The 15,776-nt window shown below is 60.4% G+C and carries 16 protein-coding genes and 1 pseudogene; 3 read left to right on the top strand and 14 right to left on the bottom strand.

The features are described from left to right. Positions 1-20: 20 nt before the first annotated feature. The 3 genes from AB1805_06980 to AB1805_06970 all read right to left on the bottom strand — a co-directional run bounded on the left by AB1805_06980 (position 21) and on the right by AB1805_06970 (position 2,059). A complete protein-coding gene (locus AB1805_06980) occupies positions 21-1,232 on the bottom strand; it encodes a glycosyl transferase (GenBank protein MEW5745161.1) in 1,212 nt (403 codons plus the stop codon). A 144-nt stretch (positions 1,233-1,376) separates the two neighbouring features. Next, a complete protein-coding gene (locus AB1805_06975; protein MEW5745160.1) occupies positions 1,377-1,802 on the bottom strand; it encodes a type II toxin-antitoxin system VapC family toxin in 426 nt (141 codons plus the stop codon). After that, positions 1,799-2,059: a type II toxin-antitoxin system prevent-host-death family antitoxin gene (locus AB1805_06970; protein MEW5745159.1), complete on the bottom strand. Its 261-nt coding sequence runs from the start codon at positions 2,057-2,059 to the stop codon at positions 1,799-1,801. Before AB1805_06970 ends, AB1805_06975 begins: the two co-directional genes overlap by 4 nt. A gap of 199 nt (positions 2,060-2,258) precedes the next feature. On the opposite strand from AB1805_06970, the pseudogene AB1805_06965 reads away from it, so the two are divergent. After that, positions 2,259-2,396, top strand: a pseudogene (locus tag AB1805_06965) (DUF421 domain-containing protein). Positions 2,397-2,418: 22 nt separating this feature from the next. On the opposite strand, the gene AB1805_06960 reads toward AB1805_06965, so the two are convergent. The 11 genes from AB1805_06960 to AB1805_06910 all read right to left on the bottom strand — a co-directional run bounded on the left by AB1805_06960 (position 2,419) and on the right by AB1805_06910 (position 13,013). Then, positions 2,419-3,036: a hypothetical protein gene (locus tag AB1805_06960; protein ID MEW5745158.1), complete on the bottom strand. Its 618-nt coding sequence runs from the start codon at positions 3,034-3,036 to the stop codon at positions 2,419-2,421. Between the two features lie 56 nt (positions 3,037-3,092). Continuing rightward, positions 3,093-4,430 (bottom strand): acetate--CoA ligase family protein, encoded by a 1,338-nt coding sequence (locus AB1805_06955; protein ID MEW5745157.1) that lies wholly within the window; start codon positions 4,428-4,430, stop codon positions 3,093-3,095. A gap of 21 nt (positions 4,431-4,451) precedes the next feature. Beyond that, a complete protein-coding gene (locus AB1805_06950; protein ID MEW5745156.1) occupies positions 4,452-5,642 on the bottom strand; it encodes a dihydrolipoamide acetyltransferase family protein in 1,191 nt (396 codons plus the stop codon). Between the two features lie 89 nt (positions 5,643-5,731). Further along, positions 5,732-6,694 (bottom strand): alpha-ketoacid dehydrogenase subunit beta, encoded by a 963-nt coding sequence (locus AB1805_06945; GenBank protein ID MEW5745155.1) that lies wholly within the window; start codon positions 6,692-6,694, stop codon positions 5,732-5,734. Position 6,695: 1 nt separating this feature from the next. After that, positions 6,696-7,751 carry a pyruvate dehydrogenase (acetyl-transferring) E1 component subunit alpha gene (pdhA, locus tag AB1805_06940; GenBank protein ID MEW5745154.1) on the bottom strand — a complete coding sequence of 352 codons (1,056 nt, stop codon included), beginning with the start codon at positions 7,749-7,751 and terminating at the stop codon, positions 6,696-6,698. A gap of 131 nt (positions 7,752-7,882) precedes the next feature. Continuing rightward, positions 7,883-8,341 (bottom strand): tetratricopeptide repeat protein, encoded by a 459-nt coding sequence (locus AB1805_06935; protein MEW5745153.1) that lies wholly within the window; start codon positions 8,339-8,341, stop codon positions 7,883-7,885. Positions 8,342-8,460: 119 nt separating this feature from the next. Further along, on the bottom strand, positions 8,461-8,913 hold the full coding sequence (locus tag AB1805_06930) for a tetratricopeptide repeat protein (protein ID MEW5745152.1): 453 nt from the start codon (positions 8,911-8,913) through the stop codon (positions 8,461-8,463). Positions 8,914-9,035: 122 nt separating this feature from the next. Beyond that, positions 9,036-9,515, bottom strand: coding sequence for a signal peptidase II (gene lspA / locus AB1805_06925; GenBank protein ID MEW5745151.1), 480 nt, complete (start codon positions 9,513-9,515; stop codon positions 9,036-9,038). Next, positions 9,494-12,298, bottom strand: a complete 2,805-nt coding sequence (ileS, locus tag AB1805_06920; protein MEW5745150.1) for an isoleucine--tRNA ligase — start codon at positions 12,296-12,298, stop codon at positions 9,494-9,496. Before ileS ends, lspA begins: the two co-directional genes overlap by 22 nt. A 71-nt stretch (positions 12,299-12,369) precedes the next feature. Beyond that, positions 12,370-12,786 carry a PIN domain-containing protein gene (locus tag AB1805_06915; GenBank protein MEW5745149.1) on the bottom strand — a complete coding sequence of 139 codons (417 nt, stop codon included), beginning with the start codon at positions 12,784-12,786 and terminating at the stop codon, positions 12,370-12,372. Continuing rightward, positions 12,783-13,013: a ribbon-helix-helix protein, CopG family gene (locus AB1805_06910; protein ID MEW5745148.1), complete on the bottom strand. Its 231-nt coding sequence runs from the start codon at positions 13,011-13,013 to the stop codon at positions 12,783-12,785. The genes AB1805_06915 and AB1805_06910 overlap by 4 nt, the downstream gene beginning before the upstream one ends. A 215-nt stretch (positions 13,014-13,228) precedes the next feature. Here AB1805_06910 and AB1805_06905 point away from each other — a divergent pair, with 215 nt between their 5' ends. Further along, positions 13,229-14,083 (top strand): deoxyribonuclease IV, encoded by an 855-nt coding sequence (locus tag AB1805_06905; protein ID MEW5745147.1) that lies wholly within the window; start codon positions 13,229-13,231, stop codon positions 14,081-14,083. A 58-nt stretch (positions 14,084-14,141) separates the two neighbouring features. Beyond that, positions 14,142-15,761, top strand: a complete 1,620-nt coding sequence (locus tag AB1805_06900; protein MEW5745146.1) for a diguanylate cyclase — start codon at positions 14,142-14,144, stop codon at positions 15,759-15,761. Positions 15,762-15,776: the final 15 nt, after the last annotated feature.

Here is a 15,776-nt window from a genome sequence, read left to right as displayed (position 1 = left end):
GTTCTTGCTTCTCCTGCAGGTTAAGCGTTGTCTTCTTCGACTGCCGTCCGGATCCGCGGGAGAATATCGGGGATTGCCGAGGTCACCCTGTCCCAGCTCGAGATCAGCGGCACGCCGAGAGGGTCCTCGGTAATGATCTCCGCCGCTTTCCGGATGCCGTTGGTGAAGGTCTCCATGGCGAGGCTCTCTTCGTGCCGGTCGAAGAAGAGACCGTTGATCGCAGCATCATCCTCGTACCGCTTGAGCATATCCTGGGCGGTCCGCACATAGGCTGCGACCAGCGTCTTGAAGAACCCGCTCGAAAAGACGATCCCCTCCGAGGCCAGGGTCCGGAAGATCGATTTGCATATGTCCACCGCCATCTTGTGGAGCCCCTTCGAGGCATCGTCGGGAGAGAGCGCCTGATGCTTGTGCTCGTAGTTTTCCGCTATGTCGACCTGGCAGACCCTTCGCAGCGAGGTGTTCCGGTAGACCTCGGCGAGCACCCCTACTTCGAGTCCCCAATCCCCGGGTATCTTGTTGACCCGCGCCATATCGATATCCATCGAAAACTCTCCGGCGAGGGGATAGCGGAAGCTGTCGAAGAAGGCGAGGAGGGGGTGGTAGCCGCCGAGAATGCGCTGGATCGACCGTATGAGCGGGGTAACGAGGAGCCTCGTCATCCTGCCGTGCAGGCGGTCGGTGACCCTGCTGTAGAAGCCCTTGCAGAAGTCGTAACCGAGATTGGGATTGACCACGGGATAGGAGAGCCGCGCCAGCAGGTCGCGGCTGTAGGTGAGAATGTCGCAGTCGTGCAGGGCAATGGCATAGAACTCCTGCCGCGATAGAATGTACCCGTAGGCCATCCAGGCAGACCTCCCCTTGCCCGGCTCGCCGATGTGCAGGTCGGCCTCCTTTATCGCCTGATAGATCTCGCTGAGGCGCGGGCCTGCGTTCCATACGATGCTGGTCTTCTGCGGCAGGACCGAGAAAAAGCGTTTCGCGTGCTCGAACTCCTCGCGGGAGGCGGGGCCGAGCGTTACGACAATCTCCTTGACGTAGCCGACCTCCCGGAGCTCCCGCACGATTCCCTTGAGCGCCTCTCCCTGGAGCTCGCTGTAGAGGGAGGGGAGCACGAGGGCGAGGGGGCGGGCCGAGGCATACCATGAAAGCTCCGCCTCGATCTTCTCCAGGTTGGGCCTGCCGAGCCTATGAAAGGTGGCGACTACGCCTGTTTGATAAAAATCCGACATATGGTTCCTCCTTGAGGCATCCGCTGCGCGGAGGCGCCCTCTTGCGTAGCGGGGGCTGCCCCGGTTCGGCAGCTGCCCGGCGTGCCCTCCCTGTCTTCTCCCCGTATGCCGCGGGCACGCAGCAGGGTCCTGAACGGAGAGGGATTAATCGAAATACAGGACTCTCAGCCCTTCCGCGGCAGCAGCCCCGCAGAGCCTTTCGTCAGCTGAAGAGAAGGAGAGCGAGGGGCCGGCCTGCGCCTTTTTGATGATTTTCGCGGCCGACAGATGAATCGCGTCGAAACGCCGCAGCCCATACTTCTTGACCAGCCGGCCCGCCTCGAGCTCGTCGAAATCGACAACGGCGAGCCTGCTCCAGTCGCGGGAGATCCCCTTGACGAGGAGGTCGTAATCGCTCTTCGTGAGGTCCTTGCTGGTGAACCGTATGTCGAGAGCGGATATGATTTCAGTGTAGGCGACGCGGCAGGTCGCGACGATCTCTGCCTCCCTGACCCACTCCCTCACCAGATCGGAGTAGGGCTCCTGCGCATAGAGCTTTACGAGACTGCTCGTGCCGAGATAGAGGATCACCGCCGCTCCTCCAGGATGGTCTCCGAGAGGGGCTTCCCCTTGAGCGCGATCCCTGCGACGCCCTCGGGCTTCCCTCCTGTCCACCGTATCCTGCCCGCCGCCACCAGCGCGGTGATCGCCCTCCGCTCTTTCGAGAGCGGAACGATCATCGCCACCTCCTCGCCGTGATCGGTGACAACGATCCGTTCGCCATTGCGCGCTCTCTCGATATACCCGCTCAGTTTCGCCTTCAGTTCTCGTATCCCCACCGATTCCATCGCAGCCGCTCCTTATTTGTTTTGAGGCTACATTCTACTTAACTTGTAGTCATTATGTCAAGGCGCCGGGCGAGGGGCGTTCCTCGACGCTCCTTGAGCGCGTGCGGTAACGGTCTTCCCGGGGAGCGTTGCATATCGGGTCGGCGTATCCTACAATTATGCTATGCGGTGATTGGCAAGGGGGGCGAGAGGAGGGGGCGTGCTCTTCGATACCTGGACAGGACTGGTCAGGGTGGCGCTCGTAGGGTCGCTTGCCTACGCGGCGCTTGTCGTCATGCTGAGGCTGTCGGGCAAGCGGACCCTTTCGAAGATGAATGCCTTCGATGTGGTTGCGACGGGGGACAGCGCACGATGACCGGTTACGCCTGTCCCTCCTGCATCCTCTCCCTGACCCACGTGATGATGTCGTCATATGCCGGCGGCGTAACGAGGAACACTTCCAATTCCTTGTTGAACTGGAGCTTCATGCGGTCGTCATCGCGGATGATGAGCAGGCCCGCTTCGCTGCCGGCGATGTTGTCTTCTATCACCTGCTGGATAGCCTGTATCCGCCTCTCCGCCGCCTCCTTGTAGAACGCGAAGAGCTTGTCGAAGACCTCCTGCGTCCGCACGATGTTGAGGCAGTTCGCCCAATCGATGAAGGGGGCGAATATCTCTTCTCTCTCGAGAGGCAGGAGTGCGGCGCCTTCCCCGACCTTCTTTTTAACGATGGTCAGCGCCTGCTCGTTGATGGAAGCGAGGGCCTCGAAGGCTTCCTCGCCCTCCGCAATGATCCCTTCGAAGAATATCTTGTTCACCTTGCCCGCAGCTTCGAGCCTATCGATGTGTTCGGCGACTTCATTCCAGTACTTTTCGACGAGGCCTTTATACTCGTCGGGCGCGTCCTTGAAGGGAAGGACGTTGGGGACGCAGTACAGCTTTCTCTTGCCGGTATACGCTTCGACGGCAGGTCTCTCTATTCTTCCTAATTCGGCCATACGGATCACCTCACTGTTCCGCTTTTGCGACGAGGGTTATATTCGTACTGCAGTATCTATGCTCCCAGCAGGGCCTTCAACCCCCGCACCGCCCGCTCCGGCGACGGGTAGACCGGTATCCCGGAGCGTTCGAGGGACCGGTTCAACGCCCTCGATGTCTCGTTCGCCGTGTAGGCGACGAGCGGCTTGTCCGTTCCTGCCTTGAACTCTTTGATTCTTTCCGCCAGGCGCGGGGTGATTCCCGCGACGCCGGTGAGGGCTATGATGATGAACCCGTCGTATTCCCCCTGCACTTCGCCGAGCGCGGTCGTATAGTCCTCGTCTTTTACCTGGGCGGAGAGGTCGATGGGGTTATTCATCCCGTAAAAGGGCGGGAAGCGCTCTCGCAGCCGCTTCAGGGTACTCTCCGAGACCCTCGCCACCTCGAGCCCCTGCCGCATGCACTCGTCGGCAGCGAGCACGCCCGAGCCGCCGCCGTTCGTCACGATGCAGACGCGGTTTCCTCTCGCGGGGCGCTGGTACGACAGGGCTTTTGCGGCATCGATGAGCTCGTCGAAGTCGTACGCCTCCTTTATGCCGAACTGCTGAAGGAGGGAGGTGAAGACCTCATAGCGTCCCGCGAGCCGTCCGGTATGGGAATAGGCGGCGGCCTGGCCGCTCGCGCCTTTGCCGGACTTGAGAATAACGAGAGGCTTTCGCTTCGAGAGCCTCTGCGCGGCATCGAGGAACCCCCGCCCGTCGCCCAGGGATTCGATGTAGGAGACGACGATCTCCGTTGCCGCATCATGCGAAAGGTACTCGTAGAGCTCGGGGATATCGATGTCGACGGCATTGCCGAAGCCTATCGCCTTCGATATGCCGGTGTTGGCCGCCCGTACTGAGTCGAAGAGGCAGCTCATGATAGCGCCGCTCTGCGAAAGCACCGCCACGTTTCCTCTTTTCGGCCTCTTGAGCTTCTCGTAGGAGATGAAGAAGGTGTCGAGGCGGTGGCGGGGATTGAAGATGCCCATGCAGTTCGGCCCGAGCAGGCGTATTCCCGCCTCTCTGCCGATGCGCTGCACCTTGTCCTGCAGCGCGGTCTCGCCGACCTCTGCAAAGCCCGAGCTGACGATGATCGCGCTCTTCGCTCTGCCCGCCAGTTCCTTCAGGATTCCCGGCACCTCCTCTGCGGGCCTGATGATGATCGCCGCATCGAGCGGCGCATCGGGGAGCTCCGCAACGGAACGAACGGTCTTCATCCCCATCATTTCACCATACCGGGGGTTCACCGGAAAGACCGTTCCCCTGAACCTGAGGAGGTTTTTCAGGATGATGCCGCCCAGCTTCTCTTCGGTATGGGCGGCGCCGATCAGGGCTATGGACCGGGGCTCAAAAAGGGGATCGAGAGAATGCATGCGCGCTCCTCTGAGCTCTCCCTATGAACTCTCTATGAACAGCAGCGCAGGGTCTTCGAGATAGCCGATCACCGTGGTGAGAAACTGCGCAGCGTCGACCCCGTCGGTGACCCGGTGGTCGAAGGTGAGCGAGAGGGGGAGTATCCTCCGTATCACGATCTGTCCGTCCTTTACCCAGGGCTTTTCGCTGATCCTGCCGGCGCCGAGGATCGCCACATCGGGATAGTTGATGATAGGCGTCGCGAAGGTGCCGCCGAAGTGTCCGTAATTGGTGATGGTGAAGGTGCTCCCCTTCATCTCTTCGAGCGCGATCTTCCGCTCCCGCGCCTTGCTGCTGAGGCTCTGGATCTCGGCGGCGAGCTCCAGGATCGTCTTCTTCTCCGCATTCCGGATCACCGGCACCATCAGGCCGTCGGGCGTATCGACAGCGACCGCGATGTTCCAGTACTTTTTCATGACGATCTCTTCACGCTCCTCGTCCACCGAGGCGTTCAGATAAGGATGCTCAACCAGCGCGTGCTGCACCGCCTTGATGAAAAAGGGCATGAAGGTGAGGTGTATCCCTTTCTTCTGGAGCGGTCTCTTTTCCCGCTCGCGAAGGGTCCAGAGCTCGGTGATGTCCGCTTCGTCCATGCCCGTCACAAAGGCGGTCATTCTCTGGGAGGTGACGAGGTTCTTGGCGATCGTCCTGCGCATGCCCCGCAGCGGGACCCGCTCGGAGGGGCCGTAGAGGTCCTCCGCCTTTTTCGCTCTCCGGGCGGCGGTCCTCACGTCCGCTTCCTTAATGCTGCCGTCCGGCCCCGATCCCCTGACGCCCTCGAGCTCCACCCCGAGCTCCTTCGCCAGGGCGCGGACAGCCGGTGCGGCCCGTATCTCTCGTTCGGGCTCGGCTTCGGGGAGAACGCCGACGACAGAGACGGACTTCGTCCGTTCCTCTCGCTCGGGTCGTTCGGGCTTCTTCTCGGGCTCTTCCCCTTCCCCGGCAATGAGGACCAGGGCCTCTCCGACCTTCGCGACCTCGCCCTCGCGCTTCGAGAGGCTCAGTATCCTGCCCCGCCGGGGAGAAGGGACCTCTACGATCGCCTTGTCGGTCTCGACCTCGAGGATATTCTGGTGCTCCTCGACCGCATCGCCCTCCTTGACGAGCCACTTCCGGACCTCTCCTTCGGTGATGCCCTCTCCGAGATCGGGCAGGACAAACGTGAATGGCATACTGTCGCTCCTCTTCGTTTCGTTCTAAACTCCACATCACCATTTCCAAGGCGCTTGGAGCCCGGATGCCGGGGTCCGGAATTTTTGTCTCAGTAGCGCATTATTTCTTCGAGCGCTTTGCGTATCCGTTCGGGGGAGGGCGCATACCGCTCTTCGAGCTTGGGCAGCGGGATCACCGCATCCGGCCCGGTGACGCGCAGGACCGGCCCCTTCAGGAAGAGCATCGCATCCTCGGCTATGGTTGCCGAGAGCTCGGCGCCGAAGCCGCCGGTCTTGGGCGCCTCATGGACGATCACCACGCGGCCGGTTTTCTTGACCGATCCCGTGATCGTTTCCTCATCGAAAGGGTTCAGGGTCATCAGGTCGATGACCTCGGCATCGAGGCCATCGACTGCCTGGAGCGTCTTGTGAAGCATGCTGCCCCAGGAGATGACCGTTACTTCCTTCCCTTCCCGCACGATCCTGGCTTTGCCGAGGGGGAGCGTATACGCTCCCTCGGGGACCTCCTCGCGGATGAGCCGGTAGAGCCTCGTCGATTCGAGAAAGATCACCGGATCGGGATCGCGGACAGCCGCTGCCAGCAGCCCCTTCGCGTTGTACGGCGTCGAAGGCACCACCACCTTTATACCGGGCATGTGACAGAAGAGCGCCTCCGAGCTCTCGGAGTGGAGCTCCGGGGACCGTATGCCGATGCCGTAGGGCGTCCGCACCACGAGGGGGCAGGAGAACCTCCCCCTCGAGCGGGACCTGATCCGCGCCGCGTGAGAGAATATCTGGTCGATGGCAGGGTAGATGAACCCCATGAATTGTATCTCCGCCACGGGACGCATGCCGTTGACCGCCATGCCGATGGCAGCGCCCACGATCCCCGATTCCGAAAGCGGGGTATCGATCACCCGCTCTTCGCCGAACTCCGGGAGCAGGCCGTCAGTGATGCGGAAGACGCCGCCGTCTTTGCCGACATCTTCTCCCAGGACGACAACCGACCTGTCGCGCCGCATCTCCTCTCTGAGCGCGAGGTTGATCGCCTGGACCATGTTCAGCGCCGGCATATCAGAGCGCTCCCTGCTGCCGCCTCTGGCGGCTGGAGGGGGCTGCGTATGTATAGGTGAACATATCGCCGGGATCGGGCCTCGGCATCGCCTCGGCCTTCTTTACGGCGTCATCAATGATCGTCCTTGCGCGGGCCTCTGCTTCCGCCCGGTACTGTTCGGTCCAGAGGCCTTTCTTCTCCATGAACGACTGGAGCCGCGCAAGGGGGTCTCTCGGCTTCCATAGCTCGACCTCCCGGTCGTGGCGGTAGCGTGTCGAATCATCGGCCGTGGTATGGTGGGCCATACGATAGGTGTGGCATTCGATGAAGGTGGGGCCGCCTCCGTCGCGCGCCTTCCGGAGGGCGTCACGGGTCACCTTATAGACGGCGAAGATGTCGTTGCCGTCGACCTGGATGCCTTCGAACCCATAGGCAAACGCCTTTTGTGCGAGCGTCCTGGCAGCGCTCTGGCGCTCGCGGGGGATCGAGATCGCCCATTGGTTGTTCTGGCAGATGAAGACGACCGGGAGCCGGTACACGCCGGCCATGTTGAATCCCTCGTGAAAGTCCCCCTTCGAGGTGGCGCCGTCGCCGAAGTAGGCTGCCACCGCGGTCTTCTCGCCGCGGTACTTTATCGCCATCGCAGCACCCACGGCATGCGGTATGTGCGTGCCCACGGCAATGGATATGGGGAAGATGTTGAGGCCCTCGGGCGCCTGCATGCCCCGCTCATCGCCTGCCCAGTAGGCGAAGAGGAGCTCGGCAGGATAGCCCCGCGCTATATGCACTCCCGTCTCTCTGAAAGAGGGGAATACCCAGTCCTGCTGTTCCAGCGCATAAGCGCTGCCGACCTGCGAGGCCTCCTGCCCCAGGATGGAGGCATAGGTGCCCAGCCGCCCTTCCCGCTGGAGGCTCAGGGCGCGCTGGTCAAAGGCGCGCGAAAGGACGAGCAGTTCATAGAGGCACCTGATATCGGCTTCGGCGAGGGAGGGCATGAGCGCCTCGTCCGTCTCACCCGCCTGATCGAGGATCTCGATTCGTTTGATATTAATTGATTCTATTGTCTTTTCAGGCATGACTCAAGCATATCACGGCAGCGGAACGCAGTCAATCGAGGGGGGATAAGTGGGAAGTAAGAAGTGGGAAGTGGGAGACAAGCTGAGAGCTGAGAGCTGAATGCTGATGGCTGATAGCTGATAGCTGATAGCTATCTCAGGCGGAGCGTGCTGAGGACGAGGCCGATGTACTTGTTGATGGGGTTCTCTCGTTTGAGGAAGGGGAAGACCGGCGGCTTTCTCGAGACGAGCCGCTGCAGCTCATCGATAATCTCTTCGTGCATCTCGTGCTTGAGCCCCTCTCTGAAAATGGAGACCGCTTCTTCCTTCTTCTTCGCATGGAGGTAGATACGGCCGAGATTGAGGTAATGCACCGGATTTCGCGGCTCGCTCTCTATCGCTTCCTCACAGAGGGAAACCGCTTTTTTAAGCTGTCCCCGCTCCTTTGCTATGCAGTAGGCGAGGTAGGAGCGATAAAGAGGGGTATCGGTAAGTTCCAGAGCCTTTTCGAAACAGGCGAGGGCAGGAAGGGTGCGCCCCCTCTGCAAGGCGCTCTGCCCCTTAACAAAGAGTTTTTCAGCTTCTCCTATGGTCAGCGCCGGCGGCTGCATGGTGGCATAAGACCGGTACAGTATGACGGAGTCCCCCTATCCCCTGTCCAGGTGACGTTATAGTCTTTATAGCACATGATTCGGGGCAAATCAAGGAAAAATTACCCGGCGGCAGGCGGCTACCGGATACGGAGAATCCTGAGGACGATACCGAGGTACTTGTTGAACGGATTGTCGCGGGGCAGGAAGGGGAGGACCGGCGGTTTTCTCGTGTGCAGCCGGTTCAGCTCGTCGATGATCTCCTGGCTCTTCTCGTACTTCAGTCCCTCGCGGAAGATGACGACCGCGTACTCCTTGTTCTGGGCATGGAGGTAGACCCGTCCGAGATTGAGATAGTGGACCGGGTTGTGCGGGCTCTTCTGTATCGCCTCTTCGCAGAGGGAGATCGCCTTCCGTATCTGGCCCCGCTCCTTCGCGACACAATAGGCGAGGTAGGAGTAGTAGTCGGGATTGTCTTCGATCTGGAGCGCCCGTTCAAAGGAGGCGAGGGCGGCAAGGGTGTGCCCCTGGTGCAGCTCGTTCAGCCCTTTGGTGAAAAGAGCCTCTGCCTTCTGATCATGCATCGCATGCATTTTACCTGCTTCGGAGCTTTTTGTAAAGCGGTCGCCCACCGTCCGATTCCCCCGAACTGCACCTTTCAGATCACCTCTATTATCGGCAGGGGCAGGAGAACCTTTACTAAGTCGTACACACCCTAGCGTTTCCGGGAGGGCGGGAAGAGCATCGTGATGATGAGGAGGGTAACGCCGATGGTGAGCGCTGAGTCGGCTACATTGAATGCAGGCCAGTGGACGCCGCCGATATGGAAGTCGAGGAAGTCGACGACATGGCCGTACCGTATCCTGTCGATGAGGTTCCCGGCAGCTCCGCCGAGCACCAGGGAGAGGATCAGCCGGTGGTCGCTGTCCTTGACCATGAGCCACCCGATGAAGAGGATGGCGAGGACCGCCGCGGCGATGAAAAAGGCGTTGCCCAGGCTCCTGAACATGCCGAAGGCAGAGCCGGTATTCTCGACGTAGACGATAGTGAAGAAGGAAGTCACCTCTATCACCTCGAAGGGGCCGAGATGCGTCACGATGAGCTGCTTGGTTATCTGGTCGAGAGCCGCCACCGCAAGGGCGACGGCGAGGAAGGGCAGGAGGCCGCGGCGCTTCATGAGAGGGCGCGGTGGCACCGGTCGCAGATCTCCGGGTGGTCCTTGAAGGCGCCCACCTTGGTGCTCCAGTTCCAGCACCGCTCGCACTTCTCACCCGCAGCGCGTGCAACCGTGATGGCGAGACCCGTCATTTCTGTGCTCTGGTAGGCATCAGGGGTCCTTTCCGCAGCGGGCTTCAGCTCCGCCTCGGAAACGATGAAGAGGGCGGGAAGGAAGTCACGGTATCCCTCCAAGAACCGCAGGTCCTCATCGGAAAGATAAAGGACCAGCTTTGCCTCGAGGGAGTTGCCGATGACCTTCTCTTTCCTCTTTATCTCGAGGGCCTTGTTCGCCTCATCCCGCATGGCGATGAGCTTTTCCCAGCGCTCCTCGAGCCGTTCGTCGAGGAACTGCTTCTCGGCGGACGGAAACGGCGACAGGAAGACGCTCTCCGCGTCTCTGCTCGGAAGGTATCCCCAGATCTCTTCCGCGGTAAAGGAGAGTATGGGCGCCATGAGCTTCGTCATATCGGTCACCATCCGGTAGAGGACCCACTGCGCGGCCCGGCGCTCGGCGGAATCCTTTCTGAAGGTGTAGAGCCGGTCTTTGAGGATGTCGAGATAGAAGGAGCTCATGTCCACAACGCAGAAGTTGTAGAGAGAGTGGAACGCCTCGTGGAAGTCGAACTCTTCATAGGCGGCCGATACCCTCCTGGTCAGGCCCTGCAGCCTGCTCATCGCCCAGCGGTCGATCTCGAGGAGACTCCCGCTGTAGTCCTTCCCGTCATAGTCGTAGATGTTGCCGAGGAGGTACCGGGCGGTGTTCCTGATCTTCCGGTACGCTTCGGTCAGCCGGGTGATGATCTCCTTCGAGAGGCGCACGTCGTCGCGGTAATCCTCTGCAGAGACCCAGAGGCGGACGATCTCGGCGCCGTTTGCCTTGATGATCTCCTGGGGCGCGATGACATTCCCGAGCGACTTGGACATCTTCTTTCCCTGTCCGTCGACGGTGAAGCCGTGGGTCAGGACGGTGTTGTAGGGCGCCCTCCCCCGGGTGCCGACACTGGCGAGCAGCGAGCTCTGGAACCAGCCCCGGTGCTGATCGCTCCCCTCGAGATAGAGGTCGGCCGGCCACGAGAGGCGGTCATCCCGCTCCAGCACCGCAGCATGGCTCACCCCGGAGTCGAACCAGACATCGAGGATGTCCATCTCCTTTTTAAAGGACCTGCCGCTGCATCCGGGACAGGTATAATCCTTGCCCAGCAGTTCCGCGGGGTCCAGCCTGAACCAGGCGTCGGCGCCCTGCTGCTCGGTCAGCGCTACGATGGCATCGAAGAGCTTTTCGTCATTCACAAAAGCGCCGCAGTCGTCGCAGGTGATGAGCGTGATCGGGACGCCCCACGCCCGCTGCCGCGAAACGCACCAGTCGGGCCTGTTCGAGACCATGCCGTAGATCCGCTCCCTTCCCCAGGCGGGTATCCATGAGACACGCTCTATTTCCTTGAGGCTCCTGCCCCTCAAATCGCCGTGCTCCATGGAGATGAACCACTGCGCCGTGGCCCTGAAGATGACCGGCTTCTTGCAGCGCCAGCAGTGCGGATAGGAGTGGCGTATCGTCTGGACGCCGAGGAGGGCGTGCCGCTCCTTCAGGGTCTCGATGATGGCGTCATTGGCCTTGAAGACGAACTGGCCCTCGAACTGCGGGACCGCTTTGGTGAACCTGCCCCTGTCGTCCACCGGCGCGTAGATGTCGAGGCCGTACCGCAGCCCCGCGTTATAGTCGTCTTCACCATGGCCCGGAGCGATATGTACGATGCCGCTGCCTTCGCCGACCGTAACGAAGTCGCCGAGGATGACCTTCGACTCCCTGTCGACAAAGGGATGGCGCGCCCGCATGCCTTCCAGCGCGCTTCCCGTCACTCTGACGGTCACCTCGCCCTTGACCACCTGCCGCTCTTTCAACTGCGCAAGGTTGTCCTCGGCGACGAGGTGCGCCTCGTTGCCGTCCTCTACCGCGACATAGACGAGGTCGGGATGCACCGCAAGGGCGAGGTTCGCCGGGAGCGTCCAGGGCGTGGTCGTCCAGATGACGATGTAGGTATCCCTTCCCTTCAGCTGGGGAAGGAACGACGCCGCATCCTCGTCGAGGACCCGGAAGCGGACGAAGATCGACGGCGACTCTTTCTCCGCGTACTCCACCTCGGCCTCGGCAAGTGCCGTGACACAGGAGGGACACCAATGGACCGGCTTCTTCCCCTTATAGACCGAACCGTTCTTCACAAAGCGGAAAAATTCCCGTACGATCGAAGCCTCGTAGCCGTACGACATGGTGAGATAAGGCCGGTCCCAGTCGCCGAAGACGCCGAGGCGTTTGAACTCTTCCCGCTGGATGTGCACATACTTGTCGGCGTACTCCCTGCAGAGCTGCCGCTTGCGGAGCACATCGACCTTATCACCCTCGAGGACCGGGCCGCGTTTCTTCTCCTCGCCGAGCATCTTGTCGACCTGCAGCTCGATCGGGAGGCCGTGGCAGTCCCAGCCCGGGACATAGGGGGCATACAAGCCCTGCATGGACTTGTATTTGACGATGATGTCTTTCAGTATCTTGTTCAGGGCATGGCCGATATGGATGTTCCCGTTGGCATAGGGCGGCCCGTCATGCAGTATATAGCTCTTGTTATTCCTGTTCTTCTCCTGGAGCTTCTGGTAGACGCGCTTCTCCGCCCAGAACCCGAGTATCTCGGGCTCTCTCTGGCTGAGGTTCGCCCGCATCGGGAAGTCGGTCTGTGGTAGATTAAGGGTATCTTTATACTCGATCGGCATAAACTACAAGTTACCACTAAAGATATTGGGGTGTCAAGGAAAGCAGGGCGTGGTTACTCGAGAGCCGCTCTTTACGGCAATAAGATGAAAGAATCCCAGTGCTCCGGCCTCACTGCCGAGAAATGCCTTCTGTCCGTAGTCAGGATCTTTCGTATTTTCAGCCTTTCCGATATGGCGATGATCGAGGCGTCCGTGAAGCCGAGATTGAGATCGTTGTACTGCATCATGATTTCAAGACCCCGCACAAGATCGCGAGCGGTGAAGTGTTCGATGGTGATTGCTTTATTTATAAGGGAGCTGATGAATTCATTTTCAGCCATCCGGCCCAGATAGGTATTCAGGAGATGACATGCCTCGGGGATTACGGAGGACGGGACGATGATCCTGCCCTTGAACCCGCTTATGAAGGCTGCGGACTGCTTGTGCCAGGAGTCTTTTCTGTCTGCAAGGGCGTAGACGACGCCTGTATCGAGAAGGACGGAATCTATTCTGAATCCTTTTTCCAGAGGAGCTCCTCGTGCCTTTCCGAAACGCTTCTCCTGCCGCTGTCGCCGATACCGATGAACGAGAGTTTTCTTGCCTTGCGCCGCTTCTGCGCGACGTAAACGACCATGGCCTCCCGTATTACCTCAGCCACACTCCGGTCCTCGTCTTTTGAGATTTCCTTGATCTCTCTCAGTAAATCATCTTCAGCGAATATGGTCGTCCTCTTCATGACCTACCCCTCCGTGCATATATATGATATATGACATATGCTATGCTGTCAAGCTTCTTAACGGAGCTCGGCTTTCCTGAGAGGAACGGGTATCCGGGGAGAGAGTAAAGGTCTGAATCAGAGATGATCTCTCCGCATGAGCCGCATTAAGCTTGCTATAATGAAGGGAGCAATCATAATTCTTGAATGCTGACCCTCGTATAAAAGAGGAATTTATGGCGGCTACCCGCAGGCGCCTCGGCGTCCATACCTCCATAGCAGGCGGCGTCCATCTCTCGGTGGAGCGTGCGAAAGAGCTCGGCTGCACCACCATGCAGATATTCTCCCATAATCCGCGGCAGTGGCACGCCGGTGCGCTCTCTGAAGAGTCTGTCCGGCAGTTCAGAAAACTGAGAAAGGCATATGACATCCGTCCCGTCTATGTCCATACTTCCTACCTGATCAATCTCGCTGCAGTGAGCAGCGATGTCCTCGACAAGTCGATGGCGCTCCTGGCGCAGGAGATGGACCTCGCCGATGCGCTCGGCGCCGAGTACGTGGTCCTCCATACCGGCAGCGCATCGCAGGACGAGCCGGATAATGCCCGCAAGCGGGCGATTGCGTCGTTGAAAGAGGTTGCGCGGAGAGGGAGCTGGAGGTCCCGGCTGCTCCTGGAGAATACCGCCGGGGAGCGCGGGGATATCTCCTCCTCGATGGAGGAGCTCGCCGAGATCGTGAACGGCGCCGGCAGCGGTCTCATCGGCGGTATCTGCATCGATACCTGCCATGCCTTTGCCGCAGGATATGACCTCACGCGTGCGGACGGTGTTGCGGCCCTTGCCGAAGAGGTATCCCGGCATCCGGGGCACGGCGCACTGCAGCTCATTCATCTCAACGACTCCAAGAGGGGGCTCAACGCCCGCGTCGACCGGCACGAGCACATCGGCGACGGCGCGATCGGCAGGGAGGGGCTGCGGACGTTCGTCAACCACCCGGCCTTCGCAGGGATTCCCCTCATCCTCGAAACACCCAGGAAAGACGAGGAGGACGACCGCAGGAATTTGGGTATCGTGAAAGGCTTTCTGCTATAATAGGCCGCACGGACGGGCAGCGATGCCGCGCCGCGACCTCACCGAAGAGGGCTCATACATGATCAGCCTGCTGCTTGGCTCCATCGTCGAGAAAAAGGATCTCTCCGTCAGGCGGAACGCCTCCCTGAGGACTCTCATCGAGCTGATGAACAAGAATGACAAGGGGGTCGTGGTCGTTCTCGCCGGGAGGAAGCCCCTCGGCATTCTCACCGAGCGCGATATCGTCGAGCTCCTCTTCAACGGCGTCGACCTCGACGAGACTGCCGAGCAGCATGCGCGGAAGCATCTCATCACGACGAAGAGCGACCGTACGATCGGCTACGCCCTGAACCTGATGATCGACAACAACATCAGGAGAATGATCGTCCTCGACGAGGAGAACGACTTTCTCGGCGTGATCACCCAGAAAGACATGCTCCGGCATCTCGAAAACGATTTCTACCGGGCCGCGATCAGGGTCCGACACCTCCTCGACCGGCTGCAGCCTCTCATCAGCGCGCCTCCCGATGCAGCGCTCAACGATGTTCTGAAGATCATAGTGAAGCACAAGATCAGCTCCGTCCCCCTGGTAAAGAGCGGCAGGGCCGTCGGCATTATCACCGAGAAGGACATCATCAAGCTGGCGGCCAGGAGGGTCCCGCTTGCCAGGAAAGTGAGCGGCTATATGTCGAAGCCGGTCATCGCCGTCGACCCGGCGACGACCCTCGTCGATGTCGTCGCGGCGATGAACGACCGTGATATCAGGAGGGTGGTCGTCAACGACGAAGAAGGCCGTGCCCTCGGGATTATCACCATCAAGGACGTGCTCCGGAATCTGGAGGGGGACTACAGCGAATTCCTCGAACGGAAGCTGCGCCATGCAAAGGACGTGCTGAACCTCCTCCCCGAGATGATGATCGAGGTGAGCGACGCGCGCAAGGAGCACCTGGTGGCATGGGTGAACGAGATGGTGCTGGCGAGGTTCGGCAGAAAGCTCATCGACAGGCCGGTCACCCGCCTCATACCGGTGAAGACCTGGGAGAAGATCTGCTCAGGGCTCCGCAGGTCGGGCACCGTGGAGGATGTGCGCTTCAGGAAGGACAGCCAGATCTACGAGCTTTCGGGGTTCTTCATAAAGACCGACGGGAAGGCGGAGCGCGGGAGGATACAGCTCATTATCAGGGACATCACCGAAGACATCAGGCTCTCGACCACGGACCCCCTGACCGGGCTTTACAACCGGCGCTTCATCCACGAGTTCCTGGTCAAGGAGATCGAGCGGAGCAAACGGCTCGACAAGAGCTTCTCGGTGGTGATACTCGATCTCGACGATTTCAAGCGATTGAACGATACGTACGGACACCCGGCCGGCGATGCCGTGCTCAGGGCCATCGCGCAGATGATCACGGACAATGTCAGGAGGGCCGATATCGCAGGGCGGTACGGAGGCGAGGAGTTCATCGTCATCATGCCGGAGTCGGCGAGCGGTATCGCGTCCTACGCCGCTGAGCGGCTGCGGAGCAGGATCGAGCAGCAGGCGATCGAGCTCCCGAAGAAGAAGAGGGCCTCTCTGACGGCGAGCTTCGGTGTCGCGACCTTTCCCCAGGACGGCACCTCGCCCGACGATCTGCTGGTCGCCGCCGACGATCGGCTCTACCGGGCGAAGCGGGAGGGCAAGAACAGGGTCGTCTTCGAGTAGCGGACGGCTCCCGCG

It is taken from the genome of Nitrospirota bacterium, from assembly GCA_040752355.1.
Lineage (GTDB): Bacteria > Nitrospirota > Thermodesulfovibrionia > Thermodesulfovibrionales > Dissulfurispiraceae > JBFMCP01.
Note: the sequence above shows the minus strand (reverse complement) of the source record. Positions and strands in the feature narration are given on the sequence as shown.

Excerpts from the sequence above, each read along its gene's own strand:
- AB1805_06980 (MEW5745161.1), bottom strand. The coding sequence starts at position 1,232 with ATGTCGGATTTTTATCAAACAGGCGTAGTCGCCACCTTTCATAGGCTC.
- AB1805_06970 (MEW5745159.1), bottom strand. The coding sequence starts at position 2,059 with ATGGAATCGGTGGGGATACGAGAACTGAAGGCGAAACTGAGCGGGTAT.
- AB1805_06960 (MEW5745158.1), bottom strand. The coding sequence starts at position 3,036 with ATGGCCGAATTAGGAAGAATAGAGAGACCTGCCGTCGAAGCGTATACC.
- AB1805_06955 (MEW5745157.1), bottom strand. The coding sequence starts at position 4,430 with ATGCATTCTCTCGATCCCCTTTTTGAGCCCCGGTCCATAGCCCTGATC.
- AB1805_06950 (MEW5745156.1), bottom strand. The coding sequence starts at position 5,642 with ATGCCATTCACGTTTGTCCTGCCCGATCTCGGAGAGGGCATCACCGAA.
- AB1805_06945 (MEW5745155.1), bottom strand. The coding sequence starts at position 6,694 with ATGCCGGCGCTGAACATGGTCCAGGCGATCAACCTCGCGCTCAGAGAG.
- pdhA (MEW5745154.1), bottom strand. The coding sequence starts at position 7,751 with ATGCCTGAAAAGACAATAGAATCAATTAATATCAAACGAATCGAGATC.
- AB1805_06935 (MEW5745153.1), bottom strand. The coding sequence starts at position 8,341 with ATGCAGCCGCCGGCGCTGACCATAGGAGAAGCTGAAAAACTCTTTGTT.
- AB1805_06930 (MEW5745152.1), bottom strand. The coding sequence starts at position 8,913 with ATGCATGCGATGCATGATCAGAAGGCAGAGGCTCTTTTCACCAAAGGG.
- ileS (MEW5745150.1), bottom strand. The coding sequence starts at position 12,298 with ATGCCGATCGAGTATAAAGATACCCTTAATCTACCACAGACCGACTTC.
- AB1805_06910 (MEW5745148.1), bottom strand. The coding sequence starts at position 13,013 with ATGAAGAGGACGACCATATTCGCTGAAGATGATTTACTGAGAGAGATC.
- AB1805_06905 (MEW5745147.1), top strand. The coding sequence starts at position 13,229 with ATGGCGGCTACCCGCAGGCGCCTCGGCGTCCATACCTCCATAGCAGGC.
- AB1805_06900 (MEW5745146.1), top strand. The coding sequence starts at position 14,142 with ATGATCAGCCTGCTGCTTGGCTCCATCGTCGAGAAAAAGGATCTCTCC.